A 17,321-nucleotide genomic window follows, 5' to 3' on the forward strand; every position below is an offset into this window, starting at 1 on the left:
TATAAAGACCTCCTATTCTACTTGGTACTCATTCGCAATACGAAAATTCCGTATGTCGTTGTTTCCGATGTTGGTAAGAACTATTACAGGACTCGCCCGTTCATCCCCTGTAGAAATAACTGGCACTGTTTGTGGAGACTGTGTGATAATTATCTCTTTTATGTTCTCCTCCGATTCTGGAAACGGATGCTCACCCATCTTAATCGGGATAGTCAGTTCTCCATCCCAAAGTATTTTTTCGATATCCAATGTTCCGGCATAGCGTCCGATATATCGCCTTCCTGGTAAGTCCGAAAACGTGAATACGATATCCCCTTTTTTGGCATTAAAAAGAGCCGCCACTTGGGCGACTCTCCTATGGTAATCAAGGGTTGTATCATCAGCCATTAGGACGCATTCGAGATTGATTGTTCTCGCTCCATAGGTACTGCCAAAATCCAGTTCCCCATCCCTTTCAGCGATTTCAAGACTGTGGTCCTTTGTCGGTGGCAAAACGGGTATGTTATGCTTTTTAAGCCCTAACCCAATGGAACTAAACGACTTACCGTCAGCAGTAGCTTCAATCATTTAGGATTTACCTCCCCTCACTTGCAACCTCCGCACTAGGTTGTCTCGTTCGGTCCAGAAAACCTTTGCTGCGGATTCATCTTCAATATAAGTATCGCCTGATTTTATTACGAACTGGTTGCTGATTTGCTGCGGATTTGAACCGCCCGAAGCCATTGGCATAGAGAAGTCTGGCATAGAAAAATTAAGTCTCGGCATCTTAAAATTGATAATCTTCCACAAGTTGCTCTGCTGTTGACCATTCAGATACATTTCCCCTTCTCGGGCAATGACGGGTACCTCTGCTCCCTTCTGGCCTTGAACTATCCCACCAGAATGGAATTTTTGAAGTTTCCCTGTATCCTTCTTAATGCCATACTTATTCCGCAGAGCAGCATTTTCCTCGTGCAGTTTAGCCTTCTCGGCAGCGCCTGCCGAATACCATTTATCAATATTAGAATTGTATCTCGCCAAATCGCTGTCCTTTTCTGATATTGAGGAACCTGTATCAAAGGATGCAGACAATGAGGTGGCATTGATTTCAGCCATTTTAGCCTGATAGTCAGCAATAAACTGATCCAACTGACGCAAAATCTCCGCGTTCTTCTCGGTTTCTTTTGAGATTTGGGTATTTTTCAAATCTTCAGCTTTGGATTCAACTCCGTCTGAATATTCATCGTATTTCTCAGCAAGCTGATCATAATGCTGCTTGGCAGCTTCAATCCGGTCATTGTAATCCTTTTCTCTCTCAGTCTTCTCATCTTGAAGCTTTTTCTTTTGATCCTCCAAGCCCCGCTTCGCCAGCGTCCGGTTATGTTCCCGTTGCATATCCTCAATGTCTTTTTCAGTCTGCTTACGTTCGGCAATACCTTCAGGACCGACCGCAGATTGTAGTAGGGCAAGACGCGCTTGCTTCTCCGCCATAGCACGATCATAGTCCTCGTCTTCATTAGCTGTCTGCATCTTGGCTAACAAGTCGTCTATGGCCTTAATCTTAGCGTCCTGAGCCTCGATAAAAGCATCACGTTCCGCCTCAATACGCTTTACTTCCTCATCCCGAGTCTTTTCAAGTGCTTCCTTTTCCTTCTTGGCAGTTTCTGTAGCTGCCTTCTTCTGATCCTCCAAAAGTTGCTTCTTCAAATCATGGACCTGTACATCAATTTCCATCCGTTGTTCTGATCCTTCTTTATAAAGAGCCTGCATTTTTGTCCATAAATTGAGCTGATCGGAAACAGATACGGCTTCCATACTCTTTTGGTAATTGATTCGTTTTTGGAAGTCGGACAGGAACTCATCTTCCAGAGCTTTACGTTTCTCATAAATCTTCTGTTGCAACTCAAAACTTTGTTCGGCAGTACGATCCTTTGCCTTACTCATACGCATATAAGCGTCATATTCCATTTTGAGGATAGCAATTTGGGTTTGCCCTGCCATCTCCATTTTGGAAGTCTCTTTATCAATCCACTTCTCACTGTTTTGATAGCGAAGCTCATTGTATTTGACGGTTAAATCATAGATTTGTTTGGCAATCTCTCTACGGTTAGCAGGAAGCAGATAATTTTTACTTTGCTCCTTCTTATAGAAATCCAGACTGGTTTTTACCATCTCAATTTCTTGTTTGTTGGCCTGCCGCATACGCTCGGTTCTTCGCTCAAGATTCTCCACGTCTTCCTGAAATCTTGAATCATTCAGTTTCTGAACATCGCGGCTCCATTGCTTCATTGCATCCTTATCTTCCGATAGGTACTGCTTATGTCGTTGAGCCAGTCGTTTGTATCCTGCAATCTGCTGGTTTATAGACCATTCATTTCGTTCAGCGATGTACTTAAAGTTATCAAGATCGTCATCATAACTATCTTTTCGTGCCGCAGATGCGTCCTTGACTGCTTTTTCAGCTGCACGTTCCGCATCGCTATTGCCTTTTTTGCCCCCGCTTCCCTTCGATTTTTTCGAACCAGAAGAACTCACACCAAATTTAGGATCATTATATAGCTTGGTTAAAGCATTAATCTGAGTGTCATACTGCTTCATATCTTTCTCGTATCCGCTATATATTTCGCCTATATCTTTTTTGCTTTGCTCCATGTTTTTCTTGTCTTGGTTTAACTGGTTCTGAAAAGGAGCATTTAGGAAAGATTTCACTCCGGTCATGTTGTTTAGTTCTTTTTGTTTATTAAAAACTTCTAATGAACTTTGAGCCATAACTCCATTCAATCTAGCTTTTAACTCAGCAAGACTCTTAATCGCTCCTGCCTCTTTAATGTAGACTGCAATACGATCATCAGACTCAAGTTTTGCACTTAAACTGGAAGCTTTTTCAGACTTTAGATCATCTATAGCCTTTTGAATTTTAGCTTTACGAACAACTTCGAGTGCATTCTTTTCAAAAGCCCATCCTTCAGATGTTTTGTAAATCTCCGAAGCTAATTGAGGGTATTTGAGAATTAATTCAGCCGCAGCTTCTGCGTTCATGGACTGTTTATTTGCAAGATCATTTAAAACAGTGTTCATCTCAGAAATTGCCTTACCATTACCCTGAATCTGTTCTCTTAAATCAGCAAGAGCTTCCTCCTGTGATTTAACACTTTCGGTTGCTGTTCCAGCTTTCCCAGCAAATTGGTCAGTTTCAATAGCTGCTTGGCCTAAAGCTACTCCTACTTCTGTTACAGATAAAGTGAGTTTGTTATTCTCTTGTTCTAACGTTTTTATTTTTTCTTCTAACTTCGCAGCATCTTCCTTAAATTCGCCTGTCCCTAAAAAATTTCCAATTGGATTAGCGATGATCTTTTTTACTCGTTCCAGTTCTTGTGTAGCTTCTGTGATTTCATTTATTTTTTGTTTTTGTTGTTCGATTAATTGCGATTGCTGATCTTTCAATACATTTTTTTGGGCTTCATTCTGCTTCTCGATGAGTTTGTTTAACGCATCAACTTGCACCTGTACAGCCTCATCCGTATAACCAGCAGCTTCAAGCTGCTTGGCCCCTTCTTTTCCGAGAGTAATAACCAGCGCCTTAGAAATCTCTTCAAGTTGTTTTTTTACCTGTGTTACCTTCTCTGCTGAAATGCTTCCCGCTTTCATTGATTGTTCAAGTGAGCGATGAGCATTTGCCAGTTTAGGCAATAATTCAATCTGTCTTTGATATTGGCTAACCATTTGCTGCGATGCCGAGTCCTCATCTTTTAAATTCTGAATTCTATCGCGAGCAGCCTTCTCTTCTTTACCACTGTTCATCGCAACCAGAGCAATTGCACCGACAAGTAAGCTCAATCCCGCTGTGGCGGCGGCTGTTGTCACAGTCGCTGTGGCTTGAGCGACAGACAGCGACTTCGTAGCAACTGTTGCTCCCTCGGTTGCTACCGTTAAAGCTCCTTGTGCTACTGTAGCTCCTTCTGTAGCAGCTACCCTTTGAACTGTTGAAAGAGTCGCCCCTTGTGAGGTAACGATATTAACATTATTAGCTACCGTATTAGCGCCAATAGCAGCAGTTTCCGCAGCCTTTGCAGTAGTTAATACTTTTACAGCAGCAATTACATTCATGATCGGGCCGCTCAGAGCTTTATAGGCAAGCAGTAGACCACCGATTGCCGCTGTTCCCTCAAACGCACCTGAAGGAACTTTTGTCAGTCCTATAAGTAATTGGTCTATGGCATCCAGTACATCCTTGATCGCACGCCGCAGTCCATCATCACCAGCGTTATTAAAAATCTCTAAGAGAGATGCCTTGGTTTGTGCTGCTTTACGCTGAATAGTATCCATTTGGACTTTAAGATACTCCATTGTTGATCCGGTAGAACCGATAGACGCTGCTGTACCCAGCAAGATATCCCCTGCGTTTAAGGAAGCGGCCAGTTTTGCGTATTGATATACGCCACGCGATATATCAGCGTAGGATTTCGTAAGGTCATAGTTCTTGTCGATTACTTTAGTCGACAACTCTAACAGGATGTCTTCTGCCCTTTTCCACTGCTCTGTACCATTTACAACTTCTTTTGTCTGAACTCCTAATCTCTCAATCTCTGCTACGGCTTTATCTGTACGGATTGTACCCAGGACTGTCTTCCACATGTTCCCCAAGTTTTCCCCGCTGAGAGCCGTGTTACGAACACCTGCTGAAATCAAGCCGTTCATAAAATCAAATGAAACGCCTGTTTCTGCCGCTATCTTACCTGTCCGTTCGAAGGCAGCTCCCAAGTCTCTCGCTGGTGCCATCGTGTCATGGGCAACCTTGGACCAGGAATCCAGCACGCGACCACCAAGCACCATGGCATCGTTGCTGTCTTTAATCTGCACGCCATATTGAGCAAATGTGGACTCCATTGATTTAGTCGCGCCTTCAAGAGAAACCAAATCGACAGTCGAAAGCATCGTAGACTTACGCACCATTTCCTGAACTACGCCTGCGTCCTTATACATCCGGCCCCAAAGACGTGCTGATTCGGTAACGTCCATAATTTCCGAACCAAGGTCATGCGCCGTTCGAATAAATTTGGTCGTCTGGTCATGAAGTTTTTCGGTGTTCATCACCATTTCTTTGGTGCCTTCGTTGTACTCCAAAAAATAGTGCTCATTGGTTTGGATATAACCCGCCATGTTGGACTCAATGCCAACTAATCCCTCTTTAAGTGCCTCCTGCGTTTTATGCATAGCTGCGTATGCTGTATTAAATACCAGAGCATGTGTAGCCATATCTCCTACACGACTAATCCAATTAGGAGTTGTACTAAAAGTCTGCTTCATTTGCGATTCGGTTTGGCTCAGTGAACGACGGATCTTCTGTTCTTCTTGAAGTACCTTTTCGCGAACCTGTGCTTCTTTCTGCTCTCTAGCGCGCAGAGCACTTAGCCAGAACTTTTCATAATCCTGTGCGTTTTTCCTCGCCTGCTGCGCTTCCTTATCCGCCATTTGTTGCAGCTTTATGCGGATAGCCTGTTCTTGCATAAGGACACGTTCACGCGTCTTATCCTCCGTTCCTGCCCCTGAAACTTTAGCGGCTTTCTGCCCGGTTGATGTGGCCTTATTTTGAAGGGCCTCCATCCGTTTTAGATGCTCTCGTTCCTGCTGCTCAATTGCATCCTCACGCTTTTTTACAATGGCCTGCTGTGCTCTAAGTTTCTCGTCGGTTATCTTATTCGCCTGGTCCAGTTGATTCTTCCGAGCAGTATTTAATTCTGCCTGTGCAGTGCGTTGCTTAACAAGAGCCTCAGATTCAGCAAGAATCTTCTTCCGTCTGTCCTCGGCACACAAAGCAAACTTATCCGCACTACTGGCTAAGGATTTAAAATTCTTCTCACTTAGCACCAATTCAGAATTTAAAACCTTAAACGATTCAGCATTCGCCCTTGCTCCGTTGTCTATTACTTTGAAAGCAGGTAGTATCTTAGTTGTATCCAAGCTTATACGTGCGCCTACTACATCTTTACTTAAGTCCGCCAATTCGCTCACCTCTCATAGGGTTCAGGAAACTTTTCCTGCCCTGAATACAGAAAAAGAGGCATCCTGCATGATTGCGGATGCCTCTTAATTTACTTGGCGAAGAAACCAAGATCAGATAGTGACTTGACCTTCTTCGGTTTTTTATTCTCCACATTGCCACCGTGAAGAATGATTTCAAATTCCCGGTTTCTGTTCTTGGCCTTCATGAGCGCTCTAATTTTTGGAATAGTCATATTAGGCCACTCCGAATCAGAAATACCATTGCTCACACATAAAGCCCAAAGTTCTAACCAGTCCGTTTCATGCTCATCCTCGACAGGGTTAGACTCCTCCTGTTCATCTTCCTCATCTGACTCTTCATCTGGAGGAAACGACTCAGAATAGAAATCGGTCTAACAAATCATCCAGTACTGCAATACCGTCCTGGTCAATCAGTTCGTACTCTTTTTCCGTTATTTCCTCAACCAGCACGAGATTAAACACCTTTTTGTACATTTCCTCCACTTTAGGCCAGTCAACTGCTTCCCGGTCTTCGGTAGCCTCCCATTTTTTCCGGCCTATCGAAAAGGAAAACTTGTGTACTACACCATCCATTTCTTCACGAACCTGACGGATCAATGCAATAGTCCCGATCTTCACATGCTTTTTGATGCCCTCTGCCAACCGAATTTCTGAACCTATATTAAGAGTTTTATCCAACTGTTTGTCTGTACTCATTAAATTTCCTCCTCAATGTATGTAACCCCCTACCTGAGCGATAGGGGGTTTAGTTAGTAATTGATTAGATACCGAAAATGATTTCTACTGCATATCCACTAGGATTCTCTGGCGTGATATCCGGCTCCATAATCTCCAGCGCCAATGTATTGGTGGTTGGCTTTTTGCGCTCTTGGGACACGTCCAAAGTCCCGCCGCCGAGAGCCTTCCAAATAGTGAGCTGGCAAGGGACTTCTTTACCGTTCCGATCATCGGTTAAGGAAAAGCGGTGTACCAGTTTAAATGGTTTCGGACGGCGTTTACCACTTAAGCTACTTCTTGTAGCATTCTCTTTTGACCATTTGAACGTAACGGTTATTAACTTCTCTTCGTTTGCAACATCAGATGTAATTTTACCCTCGGTAATTACATACTGTTCTGCTGTTGGAGCAGATGCTACACGAGTCAGTTCAGTGAGTTCTCCTGAGGCAGTATCTTTTAAATACACACGGTCACTCTTAGCGACAAAAGTTCCGCTATACTTTGAAGGCGCTTTTAGCTGATAACCATCCGTAGCAGTCAAGAATCCTTGCTCCACTTCGTCAAATTGAACCGTACCTTTTTCTGATTCGGCCCCTTGAGACAACTCAGCGAGGATGTCTGAATAACGAGGAACCTCCATAGAGGCTTTATCCCCTAAATCCTTAGCAGTATAGTGGAATGCATATCCACTATCGCCGCCCATTACTTTGTCCCAATCAAACTGTAATTGCAAAGTTACTTTCGTGATTTTATCATCAAGAAACTTGAGCCTTCCGCCTTCTTCATAAACCTGCGCTGACCCCACACCATCAAATACTAAAGGTTGCATATAGTTTCATCCTCCTTATATGTGAACACAAAAAAACTGGTCAGCTTATTTGACCAGTTCCCATAGACGCTTATCAATTTCTGCAATGCGACTGTACTCTTTGGTTAGCTTGTAACCCTGTTTTGGATTCCATATCCCCATGATACCCAATCCTTTAGCAAGCGCGATTTTTTCAGCAATCAGCGTTTCCCACTCGGTAGGTTCTGGTTTAGGAGGATTAGGTTGAGTCCAATTCAATTCGGCTTCATAAGTTGTACCAGCAAGAGTAACAACATTAAATTTGTACTTCTTGGTTGCATTTGCTTCACTAAACCATAGAGTTTCCTGATCATTCGGTTCAATTTTAACCCCATCTTTTTCAATACTGGATACGTTGGTTTTAGCCAAAGAAACTCGCTTTTGTGCTGAATCCAGCAGCTCATATTCAACGTGGTTAACACCATTGTGATCACCGGATCTCCCCGTTGCTTTCCATACAGCTGCTTCTGCCATTCTCCTCACCTCAATTCATTCTCAAGTAATCAACATCGAAAATTGCTTTGTACCCCTTAACCCCTTGGATGCCAGTAGCAAAATCTGAGTCATAGGACAGCACACAAAGATAGGACATAAACCCCTGTGCAAACAACCTTTTTTCGTGCAAGGTTTTGAATGCTCTTTCAAATAGAAGCTTTGCTTCATATGCTGTCTTACCGTAAAAGTCGATACAGAACTTGCCTTCGAACACCAGTGGATTAGTGGCATATCGTCCCGGCATGACATATTGGCAGATATGTGGAACTGTATCCTTAGAAACCGTTATCTCAGGCTCCATGCCTTTCGTAAATCGCTTTACGACATCAGCAGAGGATGATGAAGGAGTAAGCTTCAACATGCTCATAAGTTCCGAATCTTCTTTCAAAGCATTCTGAACAGCATCAATAAGTTGTAGGCTCACTCCCGTACCTCCTTGAAGTATCTGTGATACGGAAACTCAGTTATTACACGGCTAATGCCATCCAAAATACGTTTCCGGTTAGACTGAATTGCAATACGCAGGAAGTAGGTTGGTGGTGTGGCCCTAAATGAAGGATCAATATCACCGCGCTCCGCAAGCTCCTCCAAATCTACTCCAGCATATCCCCCACCTGATTCCTTAATGGTACCGTCAATCGCTCGGTACTTTCCACGGTAACGACCTACAATAATACGATCACCTTTGGACCTCAGTCGGTTCCATGCTTCACTATTCATGTAGGTTATTAAACCGGGATTTTGGCTGCTGTCTGCCATCTTGGAGCCTTTACCGAATTGTTCAAGCCACGCCTGCCAGTAATCCGCTGTAATGTCGCCTGAAATCATTTGATTAGCAAGCACGAACATGTGCATCTCCAAATGGTCCCGAACTGCTGGATAGTACCGTATGCCACTTTTGGCTGTCAGCATGACCAGTTTCGTTAGTCCGGTAATTTCAACAGCCAGCTTATTCTCTAAATCCTTTGCGGCCCGCACTGCATCATATCCCGTAATCATCGGCGATCCTCAGATAGCTGGATGTGCAACAGATTAGGATACTTGATCCTATCTACGACATCCACCTGGTATGTCTTCCCACCCATCGCTATCCGGTCAGGTGCAGACAGAGTTGAATCTTGTGGGTCTTTTACGTCAACCGTTGTTTGCAACTGTAGAACAAAAACAGTGCTGGGTAATAGTCCTGGTTCCTGTTGCTGTAACTGTGCTGAAACATACTGTGCGAAGCAGACAACATCAGCAGTAACGGACACAAATTCAGGATCACCTATCGGGTTATCGTTTGAATCATAGGACTGCTGATAGCGTTGGACTTCAATTAAAGCGTTCGTTTTAATCAGAGAACAGTACTTGTCCTTCTCAGTTGTTGTACGTAGAGTCTGTACCAAATACGACGATTCGTTCTGAACTATATCTCCCGGCTTTACAAATGATTTCGAAGAAAACAAACCATTGTACATATACTCTTTTCCGATAACCGTTGTGGCTTTCGTTTCCCTAGACAATATAACGACATCAGGCTCACCATTGACAGTACAAGGTGAATGCCTATGAGCGAAGTCTTTAAACATTAGTGACGCCGCCTTTCTCTCGCCCGAGTCGGCCCAGCTACACCGAATACCGGAACATCTGTCCCATGCTGTACTGTTGATATGGACTCGATAAACTCATAGGCTTCATAAACAAGCTGAACAGCGTACTTATTCCAATCAACAGCCTGATTTTCAAAAGAGAAGTCAAAGTCCTTTTTAGACTTCTTGATTCTCGCTGTCATGGAAGGGGCCAGTATGGCAGCAACCATACAAACGGCTGCTGCATACACATAATTTTGATCATCGCCAGTTAACTCATCATAATCAGGAACGGCTTTTACAATCCTCGATTCTCCAATGGGTAAAACAGAAAGAGCGTCTATGTCAGCATCGGATATTACATCTTCACCAACTCCCAAACGCCCTCTAATTTCCTCATGATATGTTTCAGTAATGAGTATCTTATTTGCCATCTGCTGCACCGCCAGCAGCACTGATAGCCTGTTTCAATTCTTCAACACTCATTTTGGTGTATCCGGGTATTTTCAATTCCTTAGCTGAGGCTTTCAATTCTTTCAACTCACCGTCGGACTGAAGAATATCAATTTGCTCAAGTAATTCTGCTTCTCTCGCTTTGGACTGTTCTAATTCAGCCTGAAGTTGCAACTCCCGTTCTGAAGGTGAACCATCGACAGCTCCGTTAGCATCTACAATTTCCGCAAGCAATTGTCCGGTTGCCGCATTACAAATTTTTTTCTTTGCGATATCTACAAGACCATCAGGGGCATCTGTTACGATGTCCCCCGAATTGTATTGCCCAACAGCATCAACCAATACTCTTACAGTTGTCATAAATTCGATCTCCTCCCTTACGCCACTGTTGCGAAGATATGCCAGTTAACGTATTTCAGACGCGGTAGCACTGTTGCACCATTGATGGCTTGCCATTGATCGGGGTCTCCTTTGATCAACTTAGTCAGTGCAAACTTTCCTGTATGACCGGTGAAAATGTCTTCATAGTTATTCGGGCCGGTCACAAGATCCATAATTGAGCCTGTCATACCTTGACCGATTATGATTACTGCATTATCTGGAATGAACGGATAGAATACGCCAGAGTCATCAATGTAACCACCATCGTAAACTTCATACTTAAGACCATTCAAATTTTGGCTGACAATTTCAGCAAGCGAACCGTCAGTGACAACATCTTTACCAAAAGTGTACTTGATCAATTCGCGGATTTTAGCATTCTGCTTCAAATAGATATCGACTTTCTTATTAACAATAATTTTAACAGGACGAGCCCCACTTCCTCGGAATCGAAGTGACCAGCCATCCAAGTCAGCCAATGGATCTGCTGTTTCGGTATTACTCCACAATACGGATGCTGTTGGCTTGTTACTAGCTGGAACACCATAGTCAATCGTTCTGGCTGGTTTGGTGGATGTGGCTGGTACAATAAGTTTTCCCGTTAATGACTGCCATCTCATCCACTCAAACCGTGTCTCAAGGCGAAGGTTCAGACCGACCATTTTCTCAATCATGTATTCTTCGCCCCACTTTTGCTCAAGACTGTTGCCTGGCTTTCTCAATGTAGCAATCTTTTCACGGTCAATAACAACCTTTTCTCTCCATTCTTGGTTCGTGAAGTTCATGTGTTTCACCACAGGTGGAGTATGAATAGGTGAAGGATCATTCAATCCTGTAGGTGGCGTCATACCCGTGTCGTCATAGGTGATGTCGTATTCAATAGTGAGTCCAAGTTCCGGTTTGAAGTCAACTCCATTGGTTAGCAGTTGAGCCCCTCGAAAGCTGTTAATATCTGTTCGGATGTTCTGAACAACTTCCGTAAGGAAATATGGATCAAGTACGTTTGCCATGTGTGTTTATCCCCCTTATACAAAGCAGCAAAGCTTCAGCACTGTTTTAGCTGCTGCATCTAAGCCAGTCAATTTGGATGAATCAAAAATACCTGCAATCCACGCAGATGCCCCGATATCAGAAAGTGTTGTGTCATGATCATTATCAAGGATACACAGTGCCACTTCGGAGCCGTTGGTTGCTGCGGAACTATAAGCTACCGCTTTATCCTTATCCGCTCCTGCTGCTGTGATCTTGCCTATAATCGTCCCTTTTTTCAGGATTCCTTGCCCTTGTTTCAGCAAGATCCCTCCCGGTAGTTTAGCCTGAAGGTCAGTAGACGCTAGAACCTCCGTAAACTCTTGAGTAATAACCTGACCGGGACCAGGAGCGCCATTATACTGAGATTGCATCATAATTATTTATCCTCCTTCAGCAGATTACCTCTGCCTGTGTTCTTAAGTGCCGCCCGAGCTTCTTCACGAGCTAATGCTTTAAGTTGTTCTGGAGTTTTCTCGCCACCATCATTTTGTGAGTTAGTTGGTGGTGTTCCATTCAGTGCTCCTTCAGGAAGGTTTACATCTTCTCCTTGTGTATGGCGACCACCTCCGCCTAAGGCGGCTTGTGCCTGCGCCTCATACGTTGCACCGATCTTTTCAATTTCAGATACTGGCAAATGAGATAATGCCGTTTTCATAGCTTCTACATTAAAGGCCTCACCAAGAGCACGGACGCCAGCTCCGCATGCTTGTTCGGTGACCTTCACCTTGTACATTGCTCCATCAGCAGCTTGAACACTTAGCGCCGTAAGCTTCGCTGGGATTTCTGCGTCACTTTCAACGCCCAGTGCAGCCCGTATTTGTCCAAGCACACCATTAGCCGCTGCCAGAGCAGTTGCTTGGGTTTGCGCTGCTGCCAAAGCAGCTTTTTGTTCTTCATTCATAGTGTCATCTCCTTGGGCCAGTGTCTCGGCCTTTTCTTTTGTTTGCTGCTTAGATACAAAAGCATTCATACCGCCTTTGTTGCTGAAAAAATAAAAGACGCGTCCATCGCCATCAAGCGACTTCGCATCTAAAGGTAATGGTTCGTATTCAGTTTGTCGCTGCTGATCAGCTTCAGCATGTTGTTTCACCGACAGAGATTCACGTGTTATTCCAGCACCTTCATATCCTCCATCAAATACAATGGAGTTTTCCATGATATATCCATCATCCGCGAGAACAAGACATTCTTTGTCATCGTACGTTTGCCCACGAATGTGTGAACATGCTGAGGAACCATAATAATCACTGCCACAAATGCTACACGTATGCTTCGTAGTAACAAACCCTGCCGAGGTATCAAAGATAGTTCCTGAATCAATACCGGTAGCAAGTTGATCCGTTGAGATCCCATTAGCTTCTAGCCCCTTTGCCATGTAATGATCACCGTAAAGTTCCAGTTCCCCTCCCTCTTCGATAATTCGACTGTCAAAAGTTCTGCCATACGGGAAAGATAAGGCTTCCCACTTCTGCCACGGATGGTCAACCAGCAAGGCAACTCCCTCTTTAACTTGATCTGCCATTTTGCGTAGGAAGTTTGGAGTAATCTTCATTTTGTACTTATCAATACGCTTGGTTCCAATGATTCTCGCTTGAAACACATGAGTCTGTTCATCGGTTAAAGGGACCAATGCTTTTTGATTGATCTTCGCCAATTGTTCGGGTGTAGGTTTAGCCATATTGTTTATTCACCTCCCTCCGATGGAGTATTTTCTTCATTCGAATCAGATTCATGCTTCTTTACAAGCAGAGGAAGTAATTCAGCAGGAATTTTGGCATTAATACCAAGAGTCCAACGTATTTCCTCAGCAGCTTCCAAAGGTGTGATGTAAAAATTCTTCTCCGCTATGATGTAGTTATCGATCTTTGAACGGCGGTCACGTTCAATTTCATTTTCAGAGCGTAGATCTATGGGGAGATAGTCAGCTTCAACCTTTGTTTGAGTCCCCTTTACTCTTGCAGACAACGAAAAAGCCCGCTGCCAGAAACGTTTGGTTACGCTCCGCGCGGACTCTACATTTTTGATATATATTTGAGTGTCAATCGAACTGTATGTTTCAGTTGATCCTTGATGCCTGGAAAGGATGGTAAGCAGTGTTTTTAGTGAAGTAGCCATTTGAGTATCAATGATATCAATCAGCTTCTTAATATCAATCATTGGCCCAGAATTACCGCCTTTGAGGTATTCCACCTTTACACTATCCCAGTGTACAAGGGCATCGTCTGGATTGAGTGAGTTGAAATGGTTTATCATCTCTTCCATTCGCTCTTTAAGCCATTTCTGTTGACCATCGGGATTACTTTTCAAGTTGTTCGGCATATTCTTCAGCATGATTTCTTCCAGCATGGAGATATCAAGCCGTGGATACCCCTGGTTATGGACCACTGCTTTTAGATCCGCTAACACCTGAAGATGAAAGAATACTACTTGCAGCACTGGAAGCATAGGCGTTCGTCCATAAGGATCATCAACCATAGGATCAAACTCTTCATAGATGAATGTTGGTGTGTCAATCTTTTTGTAATTGCCAAACCATTCTTCATTTGTGCCCCTTCTTGGGTTCTTTACATACTGCCACGGTGTAAGTCGATTAGTATCTGGCTCCCTACGGAACCAAATTAAAGCTGGATCAACCGGGACAATATCAATGACATTGTTACATCGCTCATTCAGTACTACTTCGCCAGCACATGCACCCCGAACCATAATCATCATCCGTTGAATCGTGTCCAGTTTATTTAACGACCGTCCATGCTGATATCCTGGCGAAGGTAAGGGTGTGTTTAGCATAGTTTTTAGTTCATCCAGTACCCGTTGTCCGGCCTTATCTGCGTCCCCATTTGGCTTCCTCGCTGTAAACGTTAATTCAGTATCTCCCATACGTAAGTATGTGTACAAAGCATAAGATACATCTGGGTGGACGGATACAAGAAGCTCAAGTAATTCCTCTGCTGTATAGCTTTGCAACTTGGTAAGGTCAATATTGTGAGCCTGTTGATATTTCTTTGGTAGCCAGTTAAATATGCCCCACGGATTATGATTATTAGGTACTGTTGCTCTGCCTATAACCATCATTTGTCGTTTTACTGCTGCGGGAAGAACAGAGTTTGCAAATATATATATGGCTTTATGGTACCATTTCAAGATTTCACCGCCTTTCTTGGCAAACTTCTATGAATAAAGGATAACATCCGTTTTATTCGGATTTACTACTGATTTTCGAGAGGATAGGCATTATGCTTACATATATCTTCTTTTAAGGCGGAATATTGGAACAAAAAAAGTAGTCAGGAAAAGTTTCCTGACTACTTATAATATCGTAATGTTTAGTTCACGTACCTATGGCATTACGTTTTATTCTACAATTTCCAGATCCAAGTATTGTCCATCCCAAACATCAAGTTTATACTTCCCAGGCGGCAACTCGCCTGTAGAAATAGTAACCGGTTTATTTACTTCACCATTCGTAACAATTATCTTTTTACCCCAGTTTTCTGCAACCAAATCATCGTAGTTACTTTGGCTTCCCCAAACAAATGTATTTAGTAGATATACTTCTGAAACGTCTGAAAGAGAGAATGTAATATCCCCTCCTTTTTTTACCTTTAACATATTCCCGATAGGTTGAATCATTGTAATTCTGACCGTTCTTCTATCTCCCCAGGTCTGAAATTCTTGATTTAATTCACCATTTGATGTAACCACGGAGCCTGTGACTAAACGGAATTTATAAATCAACCGATCCTCCAAATGTTTAGGCAATATAAAGACTTTATTGTCCTCAACTCTTACAGCCCCATCTTCCTTTGTGAAAGGCGTAAAAGGACCGTCACCAACAGACCACTGAACGATATCTTCCGTTGTCTTCCCATCAGCAAGCTGTAACAAACGGTTATAATTAAACGAAAATTGATCAAGTCTATCCTTTCTTTCAGAATATTGAGTATATATCGGTGACTGATCCAGAGGCTCGTTCTCATCCAAAACCGTTATTTCCTTACTACGATAGGCACCATTTTTGTCATAAACGGTCAGATCAAATTCAAAGTTGTTAGGATAATCCCAATGATTAATATCATATGTCGAGAAACTGACGGAATTATTAGCCGGAACCTCCATTTTCAGCACCTCGCCGCTTTCGACACCCAACTCAAGAGATTGCAGATTACGGTAATCTATGAAATCACTTGAAAAGTAAGCAGTGCCATCATAAGAGCTAGTAAAATAAACGGACTCTCCGACTGTTACTATTTTTTTAGGAACAGAAATGCTAGCGTCTCCATTATGCTCTGGTGCTTGAGGTGTATCATCTTTCTTGTCGTCATTTTTTTTATGATCATCTTTTTTTGGATTATCGGATTCATTAGAGTCACTAGAAGAACCCCCACCGCCGCCTGATGATGTTGTCCCTTGTGATCCTAATGTATTTGTCGAATTGCCTATCGTGACCTTAACATCGCTATTTACCTTGTCGCCATTTGTCACAGATTTAGGTTTTGTTTGAAAAGAAACATTTTCAGCATTAACTATGGCCTTATCAACAGAACCTAATCCTATTACCTTGGCAGCAGCATTAAGCATTAGAGAGAGAATAGAAGATTCTTGTGCCGTATCTATAGTTGTACCCGTAGCGTTGTCAGCTACGTTTAACGTATCAATTTGTCCGTTTGGAATGTTTACATTAATAGCGAATGCTTCCACGTTCACCGTGTGGAAGTATCCTGTAAGGCTCACATTCGATTTTGCTGGGAGCTCATTTGTTAGAGTAACCCGATCAACACTAGCCCCCTGTGAGACATCCAAGGCTGCGCCCGTCTTAATTTTCACTTCACTTATGGAAGTTGCACCTTCCGCCACCAAACGAACGGTTCCATCCACTTTGTTTACGATGATACTAACTAGCACAGAATTGTTCAGATGAACGCTATGCTCTCCACCGCCGTAAACGTAGGTTTGACCGTGGACTTTGACATTCTTCAAGAATACATCGCCGTTCCCAACGGCTTTCCCGATAATTAAATCACCCCCAATTTCCGTATTTTGAAGCGTTACACCCGTTGTGTTGATGACAACATTGCCTGACTGCTTGGCGAGTCCAGTTGAAGGTCCATATGTTCCTGATTCTCCATACCAAGCACTAGAATGATTCACAGCACGATCCAGAATCGTGACCGCCTCAGCACGAGTCAACGGTTTTTGAGGCTGAAATGTACCGTTCTGGTAGCCTTCAATAATGCCCGCTGCCACTACAGCATTAACGGCCTTTTGGGACCAATTGTGCAGAGATGCGCCATCTTTAAAGGTTTTATTTGAAACGGAAGAAGGGATTTGAAGCAATTGGTTTATGGTCACTGCCGCCTCTTCTCTACTTAATATTTGCGTAGGGCGAAAGCTGCCATCCTCGAATCCTTTCATATATCCAGCATAAACTGCATCCGTAACGGTTGGAGCAAACCAATCATCTTTATTTACATCGGTAAAAGATACTGCTTGTCCTGGCTGAATTTGAAATGCACGATTTAGTAAAGCAGCCCACTCACTTCTCGTAATCGGACGATTCGGCTCAAAACGAGCGTTTTCTACACCCGAAACCACACCTCGGTGGCTCCATTTTGTAACGCTATCCGTTGCCCAATGGTTCGCCATATCCCCATAAGGTTGAGATACAGCAGAACTTTCTTCCTTTGTTACTTGGTGTGAACTATCGGCTGCAAATATGGGGCTAGCCCATACAGAGGTCGCTAAAATTCCAGCCGTGAAAACATTAACCCACTTCTTCATCTTTTTTGTCCTCTCATTTATGTAGTGTTAAATCAAGACTA

General features: G+C 43.3%; 16 protein-coding genes. All 16 read right to left on the minus strand.

Annotated elements, in window-relative coordinates; genetic code table 11:
- Positions 1–12: 12 nt before the first annotated feature.
- Entirely contained in the window at positions 13–567 is a 555-nt protein-coding gene (locus MKY35_RS14105) for a phage tail domain-containing protein (protein ID WP_342444038.1), read from the minus strand.
- Positions 568–5,982, minus strand: coding sequence for a phage tail tape measure protein (locus MKY35_RS14110; RefSeq protein WP_342444039.1), 5,415 nt, complete (start codon positions 5,980–5,982; stop codon positions 568–570). It lies immediately after the preceding gene.
- Positions 5,983–6,071: 89 nt separating this feature from the next.
- Complete coding sequence (locus MKY35_RS14115) at positions 6,072–6,215, minus strand: hypothetical protein (RefSeq protein WP_016822032.1); 144 nt, start codon at positions 6,213–6,215, stop codon at positions 6,072–6,074.
- Between the two features lie 142 nt (positions 6,216–6,357).
- Positions 6,358–6,699, minus strand: a complete 342-nt coding sequence (locus MKY35_RS14120) for a hypothetical protein (RefSeq protein WP_014599920.1) — start codon at positions 6,697–6,699, stop codon at positions 6,358–6,360.
- A 64-nt stretch (positions 6,700–6,763) separates the two neighbouring features.
- Positions 6,764–7,549, minus strand: coding sequence for a hypothetical protein (locus MKY35_RS14125; RefSeq protein WP_342444040.1), 786 nt, complete (start codon positions 7,547–7,549; stop codon positions 6,764–6,766).
- Positions 7,550–7,594: 45 nt separating this feature from the next.
- Entirely contained in the window at positions 7,595–8,041 is a 447-nt protein-coding gene (locus tag MKY35_RS14130; RefSeq protein WP_342444041.1) for a hypothetical protein, read from the minus strand.
- Positions 8,042–8,051: 10 nt separating this feature from the next.
- Positions 8,052–8,486 (minus strand): hypothetical protein, encoded by a 435-nt coding sequence (locus MKY35_RS14135; RefSeq protein ID WP_126665780.1) that lies wholly within the window; start codon positions 8,484–8,486, stop codon positions 8,052–8,054.
- Complete coding sequence (locus MKY35_RS14140) at positions 8,483–9,061, minus strand: hypothetical protein (protein ID WP_342444042.1); 579 nt, start codon at positions 9,059–9,061, stop codon at positions 8,483–8,485. The genes MKY35_RS14135 and MKY35_RS14140 overlap by 4 nt, the downstream gene beginning before the upstream one ends.
- On the minus strand, positions 9,058–9,633 hold the full coding sequence (locus tag MKY35_RS14145) for a hypothetical protein (RefSeq protein WP_342444043.1): 576 nt from the start codon (positions 9,631–9,633) through the stop codon (positions 9,058–9,060). The genes MKY35_RS14140 and MKY35_RS14145 overlap by 4 nt, the downstream gene beginning before the upstream one ends.
- Entirely contained in the window at positions 9,633–10,067 is a 435-nt protein-coding gene (locus MKY35_RS14150) for a hypothetical protein (protein WP_342444044.1), read from the minus strand. The genes MKY35_RS14145 and MKY35_RS14150 overlap by 1 nt, the downstream gene beginning before the upstream one ends.
- Complete coding sequence (locus MKY35_RS14155) at positions 10,057–10,446, minus strand: hypothetical protein (RefSeq protein WP_342444045.1); 390 nt, start codon at positions 10,444–10,446, stop codon at positions 10,057–10,059. Before MKY35_RS14155 ends, MKY35_RS14150 begins: the two co-directional genes overlap by 11 nt.
- Before the next feature lie 17 nt (positions 10,447–10,463).
- Positions 10,464–11,477, minus strand: a complete 1,014-nt coding sequence (locus tag MKY35_RS14160) for a major capsid protein (RefSeq protein WP_342444046.1) — start codon at positions 11,475–11,477, stop codon at positions 10,464–10,466.
- Positions 11,478–11,492: 15 nt separating this feature from the next.
- Positions 11,493–11,873, minus strand: a complete 381-nt coding sequence (locus MKY35_RS14165; RefSeq protein ID WP_342444047.1) for a head decoration protein — start codon at positions 11,871–11,873, stop codon at positions 11,493–11,495.
- Positions 11,874–11,875: 2 nt separating this feature from the next.
- Positions 11,876–13,177, minus strand: coding sequence for a hypothetical protein (locus MKY35_RS14170; RefSeq protein ID WP_342444048.1), 1,302 nt, complete (start codon positions 13,175–13,177; stop codon positions 11,876–11,878).
- 5 nt (positions 13,178–13,182) lie between these two features.
- Positions 13,183–14,643 carry a hypothetical protein gene (locus MKY35_RS14175; protein WP_342444049.1) on the minus strand — a complete coding sequence of 487 codons (1,461 nt, stop codon included), beginning with the start codon at positions 14,641–14,643 and terminating at the stop codon, positions 13,183–13,185.
- Positions 14,644–14,853: 210 nt separating this feature from the next.
- Positions 14,854–17,280 (minus strand): S-layer homology domain-containing protein, encoded by a 2,427-nt coding sequence (locus tag MKY35_RS14180; RefSeq protein WP_342444050.1) that lies wholly within the window; start codon positions 17,278–17,280, stop codon positions 14,854–14,856.
- Between the last annotated feature and the right edge of the window lie 41 nt (positions 17,281–17,321).

Source organism: Paenibacillus sp. FSL L8-0638 (assembly GCF_038593075.1).
Taxonomy (GTDB): Bacteria; Bacillota; Bacilli; order Paenibacillales; family Paenibacillaceae; genus Paenibacillus; species Paenibacillus polymyxa_D.

Coding starts and splice junctions, on each gene's coding strand:
- MKY35_RS14105 (WP_342444038.1), bottom strand. CDS start 567: ATGATTGAAGCTACTGCTGACGGTAAGTCGTTTAGTTCCATTGGGTTA.
- MKY35_RS14115 (WP_016822032.1), bottom strand. CDS start 6,215: ATGACTATTCCAAAAATTAGAGCGCTCATGAAGGCCAAGAACAGAAAC.
- MKY35_RS14120 (WP_014599920.1), bottom strand. CDS start 6,699: ATGAGTACAGACAAACAGTTGGATAAAACTCTTAATATAGGTTCAGAA.
- MKY35_RS14125 (WP_342444040.1), bottom strand. CDS start 7,549: ATGCAACCTTTAGTATTTGATGGTGTGGGGTCAGCGCAGGTTTATGAA.
- MKY35_RS14130 (WP_342444041.1), bottom strand. CDS start 8,041: ATGGCAGAAGCAGCTGTATGGAAAGCAACGGGGAGATCCGGTGATCAC.
- MKY35_RS14140 (WP_342444042.1), bottom strand. CDS start 9,061: ATGATTACGGGATATGATGCAGTGCGGGCCGCAAAGGATTTAGAGAAT.
- MKY35_RS14145 (WP_342444043.1), bottom strand. CDS start 9,633: ATGTTTAAAGACTTCGCTCATAGGCATTCACCTTGTACTGTCAATGGT.
- MKY35_RS14150 (WP_342444044.1), bottom strand. CDS start 10,067: ATGGCAAATAAGATACTCATTACTGAAACATATCATGAGGAAATTAGA.
- MKY35_RS14155 (WP_342444045.1), bottom strand. CDS start 10,446: ATGACAACTGTAAGAGTATTGGTTGATGCTGTTGGGCAATACAATTCG.
- MKY35_RS14160 (WP_342444046.1), bottom strand. CDS start 11,477: ATGGCAAACGTACTTGATCCATATTTCCTTACGGAAGTTGTTCAGAAC.
- MKY35_RS14165 (WP_342444047.1), bottom strand. CDS start 11,873: ATGATGCAATCTCAGTATAATGGCGCTCCTGGTCCCGGTCAGGTTATT.
- MKY35_RS14170 (WP_342444048.1), bottom strand. CDS start 13,177: ATGGCTAAACCTACACCCGAACAATTGGCGAAGATCAATCAAAAAGCA.
- MKY35_RS14180 (WP_342444050.1), bottom strand. CDS start 17,280: ATGAAGAAGTGGGTTAATGTTTTCACGGCTGGAATTTTAGCGACCTCT.